Source organism: Desulfarculaceae bacterium, from assembly GCA_020444545.1.
Classification (GTDB): Bacteria; Desulfobacterota; Desulfarculia; order Desulfarculales; family Desulfarculaceae; genus Desulfoferula.
Genome location: JAHLKT010000003.1, coordinates 582,552 through 597,444, shown reverse-complemented (window position 1 = coordinate 597,444; position 14,893 = coordinate 582,552). Strand labels below are relative to the sequence as shown.

The 14,893-nt window shown below is 67.5% G+C and carries 16 protein-coding genes; 10 read left to right on the top strand and 6 right to left on the bottom strand.

Translation table 11 applies throughout. The features are described 5' to 3' along the window. The first annotated feature begins 4 nt into the window (after positions 1-4). The 4 genes from KQH53_11260 (at position 5) to KQH53_11245 (ending at position 5,204) form a co-directional block, all read left to right on the top strand. Complete coding sequence (locus KQH53_11260) at positions 5-1,423, top strand: glutamate decarboxylase (protein MCB2227245.1); 1,419 nt, start codon at positions 5-7, stop codon at positions 1,421-1,423. A 64-nt stretch (positions 1,424-1,487) separates the two neighbouring features. Beyond that, on the top strand, positions 1,488-2,123 hold the full coding sequence (locus KQH53_11255) for an alpha/beta fold hydrolase (protein ID MCB2227244.1): 636 nt from the start codon (positions 1,488-1,490) through the stop codon (positions 2,121-2,123). Positions 2,124-2,508: 385 nt separating this feature from the next. Continuing rightward, positions 2,509-3,636, top strand: coding sequence for a PAS domain S-box protein (locus KQH53_11250; GenBank protein ID MCB2227243.1), 1,128 nt, complete (start codon positions 2,509-2,511; stop codon positions 3,634-3,636). A gap of 215 nt (positions 3,637-3,851) precedes the next feature. Continuing rightward, on the top strand, positions 3,852-5,204 hold the full coding sequence (locus tag KQH53_11245; protein ID MCB2227242.1) for a GGDEF domain-containing protein: 1,353 nt from the start codon (positions 3,852-3,854) through the stop codon (positions 5,202-5,204). On the opposite strand, the gene KQH53_11240 is transcribed toward KQH53_11245, so the two are convergent. After that, positions 5,201-5,959, bottom strand: coding sequence for a hypothetical protein (locus KQH53_11240; protein ID MCB2227241.1), 759 nt, complete (start codon positions 5,957-5,959; stop codon positions 5,201-5,203). The two genes, KQH53_11245 and KQH53_11240, sit on opposite strands and share 4 nt — an antisense overlap. Positions 5,960-6,085: 126 nt before the next feature. On the opposite strand from KQH53_11240, the gene def reads away from it, so the two are divergent. The 5 genes from def to KQH53_11215 all read left to right on the top strand — a co-directional run bounded on the left by def (position 6,086) and on the right by KQH53_11215 (position 10,214). Continuing rightward, positions 6,086-6,598, top strand: coding sequence for a peptide deformylase (def, locus tag KQH53_11235; protein MCB2227240.1), 513 nt, complete (start codon positions 6,086-6,088; stop codon positions 6,596-6,598). Next, entirely contained in the window at positions 6,595-7,539 is a 945-nt protein-coding gene (fmt, locus tag KQH53_11230) for a methionyl-tRNA formyltransferase (GenBank protein MCB2227239.1), read from the top strand. The genes def and fmt overlap by 4 nt, the downstream gene beginning before the upstream one ends. Further along, positions 7,539-8,870, top strand: a complete 1,332-nt coding sequence (rsmB, locus tag KQH53_11225; protein MCB2227238.1) for a 16S rRNA (cytosine(967)-C(5))-methyltransferase RsmB — start codon at positions 7,539-7,541, stop codon at positions 8,868-8,870. The genes fmt and rsmB overlap by 1 nt, the downstream gene beginning before the upstream one ends. 138 nt (positions 8,871-9,008) lie before the next feature. Beyond that, entirely contained in the window at positions 9,009-9,680 is a 672-nt protein-coding gene (locus KQH53_11220; protein ID MCB2227237.1) for a ribulose-phosphate 3-epimerase, read from the top strand. Then, positions 9,681-10,214 carry a VanZ family protein gene (locus tag KQH53_11215; GenBank protein ID MCB2227236.1) on the top strand — a complete coding sequence of 178 codons (534 nt, stop codon included), beginning with the start codon at positions 9,681-9,683 and terminating at the stop codon, positions 10,212-10,214. A gap of 106 nt (positions 10,215-10,320) precedes the next feature. On the opposite strand, the gene KQH53_11210 is transcribed toward KQH53_11215, so the two are convergent. Further along, the gene (locus KQH53_11210) at positions 10,321-11,301 is read right to left on the bottom strand and encodes a DUF1573 domain-containing protein (protein MCB2227235.1); all 981 of its coding nucleotides are present in this window, start codon (positions 11,299-11,301) and stop codon (positions 10,321-10,323) included. A 114-nt stretch (positions 11,302-11,415) separates the two neighbouring features. On the opposite strand from KQH53_11210, the gene KQH53_11205 reads away from it, so the two are divergent. Continuing rightward, positions 11,416-12,063, top strand: coding sequence for a histidine phosphatase family protein (locus KQH53_11205; protein ID MCB2227234.1), 648 nt, complete (start codon positions 11,416-11,418; stop codon positions 12,061-12,063). Between the two features lie 78 nt (positions 12,064-12,141). Here KQH53_11205 and KQH53_11200 read toward each other — a convergent pair whose 3' ends face one another. From KQH53_11200 to KQH53_11185, 4 genes are all read right to left on the bottom strand, one after another. Further along, positions 12,142-12,510 carry a hypothetical protein gene (locus KQH53_11200; GenBank protein MCB2227233.1) on the bottom strand — a complete coding sequence of 123 codons (369 nt, stop codon included), beginning with the start codon at positions 12,508-12,510 and terminating at the stop codon, positions 12,142-12,144. A 149-nt stretch (positions 12,511-12,659) separates the two neighbouring features. Then, complete coding sequence (locus tag KQH53_11195) at positions 12,660-13,115, bottom strand: GNAT family N-acetyltransferase (GenBank protein MCB2227232.1); 456 nt, start codon at positions 13,113-13,115, stop codon at positions 12,660-12,662. 68 nt (positions 13,116-13,183) lie between these two features. Then, a complete protein-coding gene (locus KQH53_11190; protein ID MCB2227231.1) occupies positions 13,184-14,164 on the bottom strand; it encodes a tRNA 4-thiouridine(8) synthase ThiI in 981 nt (326 codons plus the stop codon). Then, the gene (locus KQH53_11185; GenBank protein MCB2227230.1) at positions 14,161-14,835 is read right to left on the bottom strand and encodes a DUF434 domain-containing protein; all 675 of its coding nucleotides are present in this window, start codon (positions 14,833-14,835) and stop codon (positions 14,161-14,163) included. Before KQH53_11185 ends, KQH53_11190 begins: the two co-directional genes overlap by 4 nt. Between the last annotated feature and the right edge of the window lie 58 nt (positions 14,836-14,893).

Here is a 14,893-nt window from a genome sequence, read left to right as displayed (position 1 = left end):
CGCCATGCCTCTGCACGCCAAGGAAAAGATCCGGGAAAACCTGCTGGACGACATCTACGCCTCCAACGACCTGTCGGTGGCCATGCCCAAGTACAAGTTCCCGGTCAACGAGAACCGCCCGCGCAGCGCCTATCAGGCGGTGCACGACGAGCTGATGCTCGACGGCAACGCCCGCCAGAACCTGGCCACCTTCTGCTCCACCTGGGTGGACCCGGAGATCCACAAGCTCATGGACGAGTGCGTGGACAAGAACATGATCGACAAGGACGAGTATCCCCAGACCGCCGAGCTGGAGGCCCGCTGCGTGGCCATGCTGGCCGACCTCTGGAACTCGCCCGAGGCGGAAAACACGGTGGGTTGCTCCACCACCGGCTCCAGCGAGGCGGCCATGCTGGGGGGCATGGCCCTGAAGTGGCGCTGGCGCGAGCGCATGAAGGCGGCGGGCAAGCCCACGGACCGGCCCAACCTGGTCACCGGCCCGGTGCAGATCTGCTGGCACAAGTTCACCCGCTACTGGGAGGTGGAGCACCGCGAGGTGCCCATGGAGGGCGAGCGCCTGATCATGACCCCCGAGGTGGTGGCCCAGTACTGCGACGAGAACACCATCGGGGTGGTCTCCACCCTGGGGGTGACCTACACCGGCCAGTACGAGGACATCAAGGGCATCGGCCAGGCTTTGGACCAACTCCAGGCCGACAAGGGCTGGGACATCCCCATCCACGTGGACGCGGCCAGCGGCGGCTTCTTGGCCCCCTTTTGCCAGCCCCAACTGGAATGGGACTTCCGCCTGCCCAGGGTGAAATCCATCAACGCCTCGGGCCACAAGTTCGGCCTGGCCCCCCTGGGAGTGGGCTGGGCGGTGTGGCGCGACCGCAAGGAGCTGCCCGAGGACCTTATCTTCTGGGTCAATTACCTGGGCAGCAACATTCCCACCTTTGCCCTGAACTTCTCCCGCCCCGGCGGCCAGATCGTGGCCCAGTACTACAACTTCCTGCGCCTGGGCCGGGAGGGCTACCGCAAGGTGCAGCAGGCCTGCTATGACACGGCGGTGTTTTTGGGCCGGGAGATCGAGAAGCTGGGGCCCTTCCAGGTGCTCTACAACGGCGAGGGCGGCATCCCGGCCCTGCTTTGGAGCATCAAGCCGGGCACGGAGCCGGGCTTCAGCCTCTACGACCTCTCGGACAAGCTGCGCGGCCGGGGCTGGCAGGTGCCCGCCTACTCCATGCCCGCCAACCGCCAGGACCTGGTGGTGTGCCGCGCCATGATCCGCCACGGGGTCAGCCGCGACCTGGCCTGCCAGCTGTTGGACGACATCCAGCGCTGCCTGGATTATTTTGCCAAGCACCCGGTGCAGGAGCCCATGAGCGCGGCGGAAGGCGCCGGCTTCTCCCATTCCGGTGTGGGCGCGGCCCCGGCCAAATGATCCCCGGCCCCCTGGGCCGCCCGCGCCGACATCGGGCCGGGCGCGCCCCCCGGGAGGAGAGAGCATGAGCGAAGAGCGAGTATTCATCGAGGTGAACCAGCAGGTCTCCCTGGAAGGCGGTCTTTCCCTGCCCGATGCGCCCCGGGGCGCGGCCCTGGTGCTGCACCCCCATCCCCTGTATGGCGGCTCCATGCACAACAACGTGGTGCTGGCCCTGGTGCAGGGGGCCGAAAAGGCGGGCTGGGCCGCATTGCGCGTCAACTTCCGGGGCGTGGGCCGCTCCACCGGCCGCCACGACGAGGGCCGGGGCGAGCAGGAGGACGTAATCGCGGCGGCGGCCTGGCTGCGGGAGCGGGTGCCCGGCCCCCTGGCGCTCATGGGCTACTCCTTCGGCTGCCTCACCGGGGCCCGGGCCGCGGAGCGGGTGGAGGGCCTGAGCGGCGGGGTGTGGGTCAGCCCGCCCTACACCCTGGGCGATCTGCCCCCCTGGCCCCAGGGCGCGGGGCCGCTTTTGATCATGTGCGGCGACGCCGACGAGTACGGCGACACGGCCAAGCTCAAGGCCTTTGACCAGGCCATGGGTGCACGGAGCACCTTGATGCTCACCCCAGGGGGCGATCACTTCTGGTTGGGGGGCGAGAGTGCACTGACCCGCGAGTCGACCCGGCTTTTGCAAAGAATTAATGAGCTTGATTCATGAGGTGACATGGCAATATTTGGTAGGTCGTAAAAATAATTCCACAATATATGGTCTTTTTCCCTTGACACGCTAAAATCCACCTTGCTACGCTGCATCTAACATAGAATGCACTGTCAGACTATGTCTCTCGCCCTCTCTCCACCCCGTGATTGTTCCGCAAGCCTTCCTGACAGGGTGCACTGGACAGTTGCAGGGTGGTTGTTCCCTCCCAGGAAGGTCCCTGGCCTTCCCCCTCCCCGCTCAGGGCCGGTTTAAAACCCGGCCCTGATCCTTTTTGGGCCCCAGAAGCCTTTTTTCGCCCTCCGAACCCGCCCCAACAGCAGCTCTTGCCCCGCTCGGCCCCATCTGCTACAAAAAATAGAACACCCCCATCACAGGAAGGCCCATGCTACCCCCGGGCGATGACAACTGCCGCGAACACCTGGCCGAAGCGGCCCAGGAGCTGGAGAAGTTTCGCACCATCGTGGAAACCGCCGAGCTGGGGGTGGTGACCATCAATGAGAACCACGAGGTGATCTACCTCAACCCGGCGGCCGAAAAGATGTTCGGCTACGACCGGGCCGAGATCCTGGGCGGCGATCTCTCGCCCCTAATCCCCTCGGAGCACCGCGAGCGCCACCGCCACTACGTGGAGCGCTACGTGCGCACCCGGCGGGGCAAGATGATCGGCCACACCGCCGAGCTGGAGGCCGAGCGCCGCGACGGCACCCGCTTCCCGGTCTCCATCAGCTTCTCGGTGGCCGAGGTGGCCGGCAGCCCCCTGATGACCGCCATCTTCCGCGACCTGAGCAAGGAAGCGGGCCTGGAGCAGAAGGTCAAGCAGAGCCAGCGCCTGGCCATCCTGGGGGAGATGGTGGCCACGGTGAGCCACGAGATACGCTCGCCGCTCACCCTCATCGGCGGCTTCGCCCGCCAGCTGGAGCGCGAGGACGGCCTCAGCGGCAAGGGCCGCGACAAGGTTAAGATCATCACCAAAGAGGTGGAGCGCCTGGAGACGATCCTCAATGAGCTGGGCGACCTCTCGCGGCCGGCCAAGTACAACTGGCGCGAAAGCGACCTCAGCCAGGTGGTGGAGCACGTGGCCGAGCTCATGGGCCCCAAGCTGGAGGCCGCCGGGGTGGAGCTGTCGCTGAACAAGGACGAGGAGCTGCCCCGGGTCATGGCCGACAACGACCGCTTGAGCCAGGTCTTGATCAACCTGATCAACAACGCGGTGCAGGCCGCGGGCGAGGGGGCCAAGGTGGAGGTGGCCCTCATGGCCAACGGCAACGGGGTCAAGCTGGAGGTGCGCGACGACGGCCCCGGCCTGGACCCGGCCCATCTGGAAGAGATATTCACCCCCTTCTTCACCACCAAGTCCGGGGGCACCGGCCTGGGCCTGCCCGTGGCCCGGCGCATCATCGAGGAGCACGGCGGCAGCATCGAGCTGGCCAACCGAGAGGGAGGCGGGACCATCGCCCGCATCCTTTTGCCCCCGGCCCCGGCCTTGCAGCAGACGCTCCCCCTGGGCTAAGCCGCTTCCCCGGGGACGGCCGCGCCGGCAAAAACTCGCCGAAACACCTACAGCTCATGCTAAATTAATAGAATATCGTGGAAATTTGTCGGCCAGCCAGGGCTAAAAGTGCTGACCTTTCCTCCGATGCGTGCTAATAACAACCTGACCTAAAAGCCTTCAGCGGTTCGGCAGAGGCCTGCCCCCTTTGTTTCTCTCTATCCGGGAGCCGCTCCATGTTTCGCATAACCCGAAAAGTATTCAACGACCTCGCCCTGTGGATGATCGGCCTGGGCCTGGCCATGGGCGTGGCCTTCCCCTTCTTCGTGGTCCTCATGGGGGTGCCGTCCCAATTGGTGCTCACCCCCGGGTTCTTCGCCGCCTGCATGGGGGCCGGCTTCCTGGTGGGCGCGGCCAACATCGCCCTGGCCCGCGACGTGGTGGGCAAGCGCCTCAGGCTGTTGGCCGAGCGCATGCGGGTGGTGGAGGGCAATCTCGAGCACATGGCCGCCGGCGACGGCCTGGAGGAGTGCGCTCCCGAGGACTGCTACATCCCCATCGACTCCAGCGACGAGATCGGCGAGAGCGCCCAGGCCTTCAACAACCTGGTGGCCGCCCTGGCCACGGCCCACCAGAGCGAGGGCGCGATGCGCGAGTTCAGCCGCCTGCTGGCCAACCGCCTGGAGCTGGACTCCCTCACCGGCGACGCCCTGCGGCAGCTGATGACCCACACCAAGGCCAGCGGCGGGGCCCTGTTGGTGGAGAGCGACGGTCAGCTCGAGGTGGCCGCCTCCCACGGCCTGAAGGATGCGACGAGCCTGGACCAGAGCGACCAGGTGCGCGCCGCTCTGCGCAGCGGCGAGCGCCACCTGGTGCGCATCTCGCCAGACCTGGTGATCTGCGGGGTGCTGGCCGATTTCCGCCCCCGCGAGGTGCTGGTGGAGCCGGTGATGTACAAGTCGGTGCCCATCGGGGTGGTGGTGCTGGCCGGGGGTGAGCCCTTCGGCGAGGAGGCCCTGCGCGGCCTGGAGCTGCTGGTCTCGGCCCTGGCCCTGGCCCTCAACAACGCCCTGGCCCACGAGCGGCTGCAACGCCTGGCCGCCCTGGACCCCCTCACCGGGGTCTACAACCGCCGCTTCGGCCTGTCGCGCCTGAGCGAGGAGTTCGGCCGTGCGGTGCGCGACAACTCGCCCCTGGGGGTGGTGATGCTGGACCTGGACCACTTCAAGAGCGTCAACGACACCTATGGCCACCTGGTGGGCGACCGGGTGCTGGTGCACCTGGCCAAGCTGGCCCGCGCCGTGCTGCGCGAGGGCGACGTGCTGGTGCGCTACGGCGGCGAGGAGTTCCTGGCCATCCTGCCGGCGGCCTCGCGCAACGATTGCCAGCAGGTGGCCGAGCGCCTGCGCCGCCGCCTGGCCGAGAGCGCGCTCAAGGACGGGGAGCAGGAAATACGGATCACCCTCAGCGCCGGGGTGGCCTCTACCCCGGAGGTCTCCGTGGACAGCCCCAATGACCTGGTGAGTCAGGCCGACCAGGCCCTGTACCAGGCCAAGGAGGCGGGCCGCAACCAGGTGCGCGCCGCTTAGGCCTTAGGCTTCGGCCAGGCGGCCCGGCGGGGCAGCCCGGCCACGGCGGGCAGGGTGGGGCCCAGGAACAGGATCGCCTCGGAGCCGTGATCGCTGATGTGCTCCCGGCAAAAGGCGTTGACCCGCTCGTCGTGGTGCCAGGGCACCGCCCCGCCCCAGGGATGCACCGGGTAGATGCCCCGGAAGGTGCGCCCGTCCAGGGAGCAGTGGTCCTCCCCAAATACCTGATCGCAGAAGCTCCGCCGCAGCCGCTGCTCTTGGGGGTCGCTCTTGCCCCAGTCGCGGCGAGGATAAAAGCGCACCCAGGGGCAGCGCCACAGCCAGGACACCACCCGGGGATTGGCGGTGCGCAAGCCCACCAAAAACTCGGCCGTGCCGAAAGCCTGGGCCGTCAATTCCAGGGTCAGCCCCATGGCCGTGGGTTGCAGCTGGCCGCCGCCGTGCAGCTCCGGCGGGCTCAGGCCCAGGATCAAATGCAGCACCGGTTCGCCCCCCACCTCCAGCAGCTCGGAGCAGAAGATGCCCGCCGGCTCGCCCTGGCGGCTCAGGCGCAGGTATAGGTCCGCGCCCAAAAACTGGGGAAGGTGCTCTTGATCGTAATCCGGGTGGTCGATGAAGGCGGCGTGCAGCATGGTTCTTAGCTCGGGGCGCAGCTCCTCTTGGCGCTCCGGGCTCAGCCCGAAGTTGATTTCCACCTCATAGCCCCCCGCCGCGACCAAGGCGGGGGAACGGGGCGCGCCGGACCAAAAGCTCAAAATGCCGCCTCCCGGTTCAGATCCTTCCTTTTCAGCCTAGGTCCCATGCGCCCCGCGAGCCAAAGCTTTTTTAATGCACGGCCCCAGGTTATACTTATGGCTCGAAAACTTTGACGGGATTTCAACATGGCTTTGCTACCCATAAAGACTTTTCCCGACCCCTGCCTCTCCCGGGCCTGCCGCCAGGTGGAGGTGGTGGACGACGATTTGCGGCAACTGGCCGCCGATATGCTGGAGACGATGTACGACGCCCCGGGGGTGGGCCTGGCCGCGCCCCAGGTGGGCAGCGACCTGCGCATGGTGGTGATCGACTGCTCGTCCCGCGAGGAGGACCCCCAGCCCATGGTGCTGGTCAACCCGCGCATCGTGGAGGCCGAGGGCGCCCTGGTATTCGAGGAGGGCTGCCTCTCGGTGCCCGAGTTCACCGCCGACGTCACCCGCTACGAGCGGGTGGTGGTGGAGGCCCTGGACGGCGAGGGCCGTCCCGTGCGGGTGGAGGGCGACGGCCTCATGGCGGTTTGTCTCCAGCACGAGCTGGACCACCTGGAGGGACGCTTGTTCATCGACCGCATCAGCCCCCTCAAGCGCTCCTTGTATAAGAAGCGCCGGGCCAAGCAGCTGAAACGGGACGGCGAGTGAGGCGGCTGCGCCTTGCCTTCATGGGCACCCCGGACATCGCCTGTCCGGCCCTGAGGGCGGCGGCCACGGCCCATGAGGTGGTGCTGTGCCTCACCCAGCCCGACCGCCGGGCGGGGCGGGGCCGCAAGCTCATTCGCCAGCCCCTGGCCGCCCTGGCCGATGAGCTGGGCATCGCGGTGGCCCAGCCCGAAAAGGTGGCCGAGGCCCTGCCGCTTTTGGCCTCGGCCGCGCCGGATCTTTTGGTGGTCCTGGCCTACGGCCAGCTCCTGCCTCCCGAGGTGCTCGCCGCCGCCCCCCAGGGCGCGGTGAACATCCACTACAGCCTGCTCCCCCAGTTGCGCGGGGCCGCGCCCATCAACTGGGCCATCATTCGCGGCCTGGAGCGAACCGGCGTGACCAGTATGTACATGGACCAAGGCCTGGACACCGGCGACATCATCTTCCAGAAGGACACCCCCCTGGGCGCCCAGGAGACCGCCGGGTCCCTGGCCCAACGCCTGGCCGAGATGGGGGCGCAGCTTCTTTTGCCCACCCTGGAGGCCGTCGCGGCCGACGCCGCCCCCCGCCAGCCCCAGGACCACGAGGCCGCCACCTGGGCCCCCATGCTCAACAAAGCCGACGGGCTCATGGACTGGTCGCTCCCCGCCGAGGAGCTGGACCGTCGGGTGCGCGGCCTGGACCCCTGGCCCGGGGCCCACACCACCATCGACGGGGCCGCGCTCAAGCTCTTCGCGCCCACCGCGCTCCTGCCCGGCAGCCAAGGCCAAGCGCCGGGCACCGTGCTGGCCGCGCCCGAGGGGGCCGAGGGGATGCTGGCAGTGGCCTGCGGGGCCGGAGCCCTGGCCCTGGGCGAGGTGCAGGCGGCGGGCAAACGCCGCATGGCGGCCGCCGACTTCCTGCGCGGGGCGGGCCCCGGCCCCGGCGATCGGCTGGGCAACTGATGGACCCGCGCCGCATAGCCTTTCACGTCCTCCGCGACCTGGAAGAGGGCCCGGCCCATCTGGAAACCATCATGGGCCGCCGCCTTTCCAAGGTCCCGGCCCGGGAGCGCGCCTTTGCCTCCAGCCTGGTCTTCAACGTGCTGCGCAACCGCGAATACCTGGACCATCTTCTCTCCGCCTATCTGGACCGGCCGCCCTCCAAGCTGGACCGTCCGGTGCTGGCCGTGCTGCGCCTGGGCGCGGCCGAGGCCGCCCTCATGTCCACCCCGGACCACGCGGTGGTGGATAGCGCGGTGGAGCTGGCCAAGGCCACCCCGGCCCGCCGGGGGCGCAAGCTGGTCAACGCGGTGCTGCGCCAGCTCACCGCCGGTTGGCGCGAGGTGCCCCTGCCGCCGGAGGGCAAGGACCCGGCCCCCCGCCTGGCGGTGGAATACTCTCACCCCGTGTGGCTGGTGCGCGAGCTTCTGGAGCAGTGGCCCCGCAAGCAGGTGGAGGCCTGGCTGGCCTCCAACCAGGAGCAGCCGCCGCTCACCCTGCGGGTCAACCTGGACAAGATCACCCGCGCCGAGCTGGCCAAGCGCCTGGGGTCCAAGGCCGAGCAGGTTCAGACTCACACCCTGGTCCACGAAGCCCTGATGCTCTCCAAACCCGCCGCCCCGGCCGCCACCCTGCCCGGCTTCAAGCAGGGCCTTTTCTCGGTGCAGGACGCGGCGGCCCAGGCCATGTGCCATCTGCTGGGCGTGAAGCCGGGCATGGACGTGGCCGACCTCTGCGCCGGAGCGGGCGGCAAGACCGGCCACCTTGCCTCGCTGATGGCGGGCCAAGGGCGGCTGTTGGCCGTGGACCCCAGCCCGGGGCGCATCACCGCGCTCCAGGCCAACCTGACCCGCCTGGGAGTCAAGGGCGTGGAGGTGCGCCAGGGTGACGCCCGCGATCTGGTGGGGGTCACCGGGGTGTTGGACCGCGTCTTGGTGGACGCGCCCTGCACCGGCCTGGGGGTGGTGGGCCGGCGGCCGGACGTGCGCTGGCGGCGCGGCCCGGACGACCCCGCCCGCATGGCTGGGCTCCAGCTGGAGCTGGCCTCCAAGGCGGCGGACCTGCTCAAGCCCGGCGGCGCGCTCTTGTATTGCACCTGCACCGTCACCCGGGCCGAGAACCAGGGCGTGGTGGAGGCGCTGGTTGCCCAGCGTCCGGAGTTGCGCCTAGAATGGCCCCGGGATCTGAGCGCGGCGCTCATGGCCCACATAGGGAAGGACGGCTTTTTCCGCACCTTCCCGCCCAAGGACCAGGCCGACGCCTTCTTCGCGGCGCGATTGGTCAGAGGAGACTAAACCCCGCAAAGGTTCCGCGCGCCGCGCGGCTCCCAGCCGGGCCAGCGCGGAAGCTTTGCTGAAAGCTTTTTGGGAAGGGGTCCGGGGAAACCCTTTTTCTCGAAAAAGGGTTTCCCCGGCAATAAACGGAGCCGACCCATGATCAAAATAGCACCCTCCATCCTTTCCAGCGACTTCGCCCGATTGGGCGAGGAGGTGGCCGCCGTGGAGGCCGCCGGGGCCGACTGGATTCACGTGGACGTGATGGACGGCCATTTCGTGCCCAACCTGACCATCGGCCCGCCGGTGGTCAAGGCGCTGCGGCCGGTCACCGAGCTGCCCCTGGACTGCCACCTGATGATCAGCAACCCCGACGATTTCATCGACGACTTCGTCAAGGCCGGGGCCGACTGGGTCTGCGTGCACGTGGAGGCCTGCCCCCACCTCAACCGGACGCTGAACCGCATCCGCGAGCTGGGGGCCAAGGCCGGGGTGGCCCTGAACCCCCACACCCCGCCCGAGGCCATCTCCTGGGTGCTGGAGCATCTGGACTACGTGCTGGTCATGAGCGTGAACCCCGGCTTCAGCGGCCAGGCCTTCATCCCCGAGATGGTGGAAAAGGTCGCGGTGCTCAACGAGATGATCGCGGGCATGGAGCTCAATGTGCTCATCCAGGTGGACGGCGGCATCGACGCGGGCACGGTGGGCGACATGTACCAGGCCGGGGCCCGCTGCTTCGTTTCCGGCTCCTACCTTTTCGGGCATCCCGGGGGCTACGCCGCGGGCGTGGCCGAGCTGCGCGCCAAGGCCGAGGCCGGCGAGGCGAACTAGTTGCCTATCCTTCGCCCCGCCCTGAGCCGCGCCCTGTGCCTGGCCTGGGTGGGGTTCATCTTTTTGTGCATGTACTACGGCCGCGCGGTGGGTCCCTGGTTCGAGGGCTCGCGCGGCCGTTGGGCTTTGGCCTTCCTGGCCGCCTGGGGCCTGGGCTTCGCGGCCTGGGTCATCTGGCGGCTGGCCAAGCTCTCGCCGCCCGAGCGGGCCGGGCGGGGCATCGGCGCTCTGTTGTGCCTGGCGGGCTTGGGGCTCCTGGCCTGGTGGCAGCCGCTCCTCATCGAGCGCAGCCACCTCTTGCTCTACGGCGTGCTGGGCGTCCTGGCCTGGCTGGCCGTCGGGGGCCGGCGCGGCGGGGCGGGGCGCTTCATCGCGGCCGCCGCCTTCTGCGTCTTGGTGGGCCTGGCCGACGAGGTGGCCCAGCACTTCCATCCCCAGCGCATGTTCGACACCCGCGACGTGATCACCAACGGGGCCAGCGCGTTCCTGGCCATGAGCGCGGTGAGCCTGCTGCAAAAAAAGAGTAGGGAATAAAAGGAATCAAAAAGCCAACGCCTCGCCAGCGGCGGTCCTGCCGCGCGCCAAATAAAATCCGCCGGCCCCTGGGGACCGGCGGCGTTGCTTTTTGGCGTTGCTCAGGCTAGCGGATCTGGCCCGTAAGGTTAACCGTAAAGGCGCTGTCCTTGGTCTGGATGGCCAGCGGGTGCTCGAAGGGCCCGGGCCACATGTTCTTGAGTATCGGGGTGATCACCAGCAAGAGCTCCTCGCCGGGCTTCTCCCAGTGCTCCTCCACCTTGAACAGCTCCTTGTTGTAGATCAGGCTGTCGATCTCCAGCTTTTCCACACAGGCCTTTTTCACCAGGATGGAGCGCCGGGGCGGGGTGGGCGCGGCCTTGTCCATGGTGCCGAAGACCACCTCATGCGGGCGCACCGTGAAGGGGCCCTGAATCTGGGCCAGCACCCACACGCTCACCGGGGCCGCGCCGGGAATGGACAGGAACAGGGGCCCCGCGAACTCCATGGCCTCCTTGGCCTTGGCCTCCAAATGCAGCTTTACGGCCTTGCCGCCGGGCTGGGGGTCCAGGCTCACGGTCATGTAGTCCTTCATGGGGTTTTCCACCTTGGAGATCACCAGGGGCTTGCCGTTGGGGTCGCGCAGGGTGACGGTGGTCTTTATCTCGGTGCCCAGGCAGCCCTTGAGGTCGATGCGGCGGCCCTCGTCGATGGCGATGCGCCCCACCGTGTCCCCGGTGATGAAGATGGTCACCACCGGCTTGGCCGGGTCGTTGGTGGCCACCGAGGCGCTCTTGCGGAAGGCGCCGTTGAGCCCGGTGGTGTCCAATATCAGGGTTACCTTGCCCTTCTTGCCGGGCTCGGTCACCTTGTCCCACTGCGAGGCGGTGCAGCCGCAGGAGGGTATGACCTTCTCGATGATCAGGTTCTGGTCGCCCTGGTTGGTGAAGCTGAACACGGCCGTGAGCTCCTTGCCCTCGTGCACGTTGGTGAAGTTCAGCTCTTCCTTGTCGAATACGATTTTGGGGCCCTTCAGGGCCGCGGCGGGCGTTACGCCCAAGATCAGGGCGAGCAGAAGGCAAGCGGCGATTGCGAAGGATCGTGCCATGGCTATTCCTCGGAGACGTGGTGCCGACAGGCTGAAACGTGGTAACCTTCCGCGAGGATATCACAGGGGCCGGGGGGCGTCCACCGGCCCGGCCCACTCCGGAGAGCGAGAAGCATGTCCCAGGCCCGCAACCTTTTCCGCCGCGAAGTCTTCACCCGCATCTACCTCTGGCGCCATCCCGAGGTGCGCGGCGGCCAAGACGGCGTCTTCTACGGTCACAGCGACGTGGCCCTGACCCGGACCGGCAACACCCAGCTCAAGAACATCGCCCGCTACATGTCCGAGTTCAAGCTGGACGCGGTCTATTGCTCGGACCTCCAGCGCTCCCTGCTGGTGGCCGAGGCGGTGGGCCGCTCCCAGGACCCCCGCCGCAAGCCCACGGTGCGCCCCAACCTCAGGGAGCTGAACCTGGGCGAGTGGGAGGGCATGAGCATCAAGCAGATCCAGAAGCAATACCCCGAGGAGCTGGAGGCCCGCTGGAAGGACATCGCGGGCTACCGCATCGAGGGCGGCGAGACCCTCGGCGACCTGGCCGAGCGCATCATTCCGGTGTTCCAGGAGATCATCGGCGAGAACCAGGGCCGCGAGGTGTGCGTCATCAGCCACGGCGGGGTCAACCGGGTGTTTTTGGCCAAGATCCTGGGCATGCCCCTGGATCGCATCTTCCGCCTGGACCAGGAGTACGGCTGCCTCAACACCATCGACGTGTTCGAGGACGGCATCCCCCTGGTGCGCGGCCTGAATCAGCAGGTCATCGACTAGCCGAACGGGTTGTCTGCAAAAACCAAGCGCCGCCCCGGCAAGGGCGGCGCTTTTTTGCGCGTGGTCGGGGGCCCAAACCTACCAGGTGGCCACGGTGCCCTGGTGGCCGTAGGTGGAGCTGCCCTGGGTGATGGTCAGGTTCATGTCCAGCTTGCCCTGGCCCCAGGTCTTCTTGGCCCAGAGCTTGAAGGTGCCGTTGAGGCCGCAATTGCCGTGCTTGTAGTTGACCTGCTGGATGGGGTTGTCCGGGGTCAGGGTGAGGGAGCCCATCTCCTGCTTGTCCAGGATGGTCTTCACCAGGCAGTTGTCGCCCTGCACCTCCCACGTGAACTCGCTGCACTCCAGGTTTAGCTTGCCGCTGGTCTGGGCCAGGGAGGGCAGGGCGGCCACGGCCAGCAGGGCCAGCGCCAAGGTGATGATGAGGATGAGCTTGGGGTTCTTGCGCATTGATGATCTCCGGTTGTGAGTTGTGCGTGGTGAATGGGCCAAAGCATAGAGCCGCGGGGCCTCATAGTCCACCCCGGGTTTCGTTGGGCAGTGATTGCCCCCGCTGAAAATTTCGGGCTCGTACCGGGCGGCCATGGCCGAGCCCCGCATCATCCCCTTTTGGGGAGGTCCTTTTTCAAATAAATCATGTCGACTAGTTGAATTCCGTTTTCGTACATAGCGTGGTCATAATTATCAATGAAGAAATTTTTGACTTTATGAGATGCCACGAAACCGAACTGCTCATAAAAACCAACCGCCCAGGTGCCCGCCCCAGTGCCGACAAGCATGGTCTTGCCTTTGTCCCGGTAATACTCGCAAATAAAATTTATCAGTCTGCCGCCATAGCCCTGCCCCTGATATTTTTCATATGTCGCCAAACTTTTTAATTCAAATACATCATCTTCTTCGCGGGTCACCACGCAGATGCTTTTTAAATCGCCGTCGTAAAGGGCGAACATTTCCCCCCTATACAGATATTCATCGATCATGCTTTCCTGCTCGTCCGCCAAGAGCAGCAAATCCAAGAACTGCTTTTTGTTCTCCGTGATTTTTTTGATTTCCATGGTCGTTATGCGCGCGCGGGGACCGGATTGGACAACTGCTCTTGAAACGCCCGAGTGAGGGCGGGCTCTCACAGCAGCAAGGGCGCGGCCTCCCGCTTGGAGCGCGCGGGCACCGTCAGCACCGCGCCGCCCGAAAGGCTCACGCGCGATTCCTGGCCCGGCTTGGCCTTGCCGTAGCCGGCCACCAGCCCGGCGGCCAGCTCCAGCTCGGGGCTGTCCAGGGGCCCGAAGTACAGGCCCAGGGGGCCGGGAGCGTCCAGGCAGATTAGCTTGATGGCCTCGGGCGGGGCCAGCTTTTCCAGGGCCTGGTTGTCGCCCTGGTTGCGCCCCACGATGAGCTTGGCCCGCTGGCTCAGGCGCAGGTGCCGCCCGTGTTTCAAGAGCTCCACCAGGCCGGTCCCGGCCTCGGGCGCGTGCTCCCAGAGATCGCGCAGGCGGTTGCTGAAGCCCGGCTCGGTGAGGAGGCAGCCTCCCGCCGGGGCGGGATAGTCGCTGATGCCCAGCTCCACGGCCAGGGCGATCTGGGGCTTGCGGCTGCGCCCGCTTAGGCCCAGGAGCTGGTCCCGCTCCACCAGGCCCTCCTCTTCCATGACGGTGATGGGCAGGTTGTGGGCCGAAAGCGGCCTGAGGATGCGTTCGGCATAGCCCGAGAGCTTGGCCACCTGGCCCAGGGCCTGCTTGTTCTGGCTCATGGGTCGCTGGCCCAACACCTCGCCGGAAAAGAGAAAGTCAAAGCCCTCGGCCTCCATGATCTTCCCGGCCAGGCGGAACATGAAGGCGTGGCAGTCGATGCAGGGGTTCATGTTGGAGCCCCGCCCGTGCGGCGGCGCCTTGACCATGGCCATGTAGTCCTCGCCCAGGGGCTCCACCCGGTGGGCGAGCTTCGCGTGGGCCGCCGAGCGCCGGGCGGCCTCGGCCCCGAAAAAGGGCGAGGCAAAGGTGAGCGCGGTCACCTGAACCCCGGCGCGCTCCAAGACCTTGCAGGCCAAGATGGAGTCCAGGCCTCCGGAAAAGATTCCCAGGGCCTTGGCGGTTCGGGGCTGGCTCATGCTGTCTCCTCCAGGCTGGTAAGTTGCGGGGCGGGCTCCAGGCCCCGGATGATGGCCCCGGCCAGGTCCAGGGGCTTTGCCGCCGCGTCGATCACCGCGCCGTCCCCGCTGACCACGATGCCCGCGAAACCGGCCAGGGCGCGGTCCGGCCCGCTCACCGCGCGGGCCTCGCCGGGCAGCCCGGCCGAGGCCAGCATGGCCCGCAAGCCCCCGGCCAGCTCGCCGCTCTTGCTCAGCGGCGCGTCCAAGAGGATCAGCGCCTCGGCGGCTCCGATGGCGGCCAGGGCGTTGATCATCATCCCGGCGGCCAGCTCGGTCTCCGGCCCGGGGCCGTAGTGGCGGCCCCGCTGGCCGATGTCGCGGATCACCCCGTCGTCCGCCGCCACCAACAGCGCGCCGGTGAGGGCGCTCTCCAGGGTGATGAGCACGTTGTGCCCGTCCACCCCCACCGCCTGGCCCCGGGCCGCGCTCAGGGGCAAAAGCTTGCCCCGCCGCGCGGCGGCCTCCCGGGGCGCGAAGGCCCCGCGCCGGAGCACCTCGCGCGCCTCGGCCACCAGGCCCCAGCGGTCTCCCGCCATCTTCAGGCCCAGCTCGCGGGGGTAGCCCCGCGCCAGCAAATAGCGCAAGTCCTTGGCCGCCTCGCAAAGCGCCTTATGTTCCCCGGGGCTCATGCCTATTTATTAGACCATCGCGCCCCGCTTTGCCAGGCGCAAGGGAGGGGAGCCGAAA